Source organism: Salipiger sp. HF18 (assembly GCF_011806505.1).
Taxonomy (GTDB): domain Bacteria; phylum Pseudomonadota; class Alphaproteobacteria; order Rhodobacterales; family Rhodobacteraceae; genus Salipiger; species Salipiger thiooxidans.
Window position 1 is genome coordinate 1 of sequence record NZ_JAATOS010000897.1, and the last position, 829, is coordinate 829.

An 829-nucleotide genomic window follows, 5' to 3' on the forward strand; every position below is an offset into this window, starting at 1 on the left:
CCCTGGGTCGTGCTGATCGCCATCGCGGGCCTCGTGGCACACTACTGCCTGACCACCGCGCTCAGCCTCGCGCCGGCGCCCGTGGTCATGCCCATCGACTTCGCCCGCCTGCCGGTCGCGGCGCTGGTCGGGATCATCCTCTACCAGGAGGCGCTGGACCCTTACGTTTTCATCGGGGCGGCAATCATTTTCGGGGCGAACTACTTCAACATCCTGCACGAGACCCGCCCGCGTCCGGTCACCACGACACAAAAGTGACGTAGCGGCGCCGAACGTCAACTTACGCCGGGTCAATAATTGACCGGTAAACGCCCCCCTGCGTAACCTGCTCTAACGGAGGAGCAAGACGATCAGGGAGAGGGACATCATGAGATCGTTTATGTACGGGGCCGCGACGCTGGCCCTGTCGGCCGCGGCTGCTCAGGCAGGCGGTGTCGAGCGGACGACCCAGTCGGCGCTCATTCTATTCGAACCCGGCAATGTGTTCGAGCTTTCATTGGCTTACGTGGATCCGAGCCTGAGCGGCGAGAATATCTCTCCGCCCTTTCCGGCGCAGGACATTGGCGATGTGGGCGAGGACTTCTGGCTGCCGTCCTTTGCGCTGAAGTACGATCTCAACGACAGGATCGCGCTGGCGTTCATCTACGACCGCCCCTATGGCGCGGACGTCGCCTACGAAAGCGGGAACTTCCCGTTCGGCGGCACCACCGCCGAGGCCCAGACCCACGCCCTGACGGCGCTGGTGAAGTACAAGTTCAACGACAATTTCAGCGTCTTCGGCGGGCTCCGGCAGCAGAAGGCCGAGGGCTCGATCCACCTCGAGGGCCTC

The 829-nt window shown here is 63.6% G+C and carries 1 protein-coding gene and 1 pseudogene; both read left to right on the forward strand.

Annotation, left to right across the window (positions count from 1 at the left end):
• Nucleotides 1–258: pseudogene (locus HC022_RS27825) on the forward strand (EamA family transporter); the annotation flags it as partial.
• Between the two features lie 109 nt (nt 259–367).
• Nucleotides 368–829, forward strand: a 462-nt coding sequence (locus HC022_RS27830; RefSeq protein WP_254885298.1) for an outer membrane protein transport protein, incomplete at its 3' end; no start/stop codon positions are given.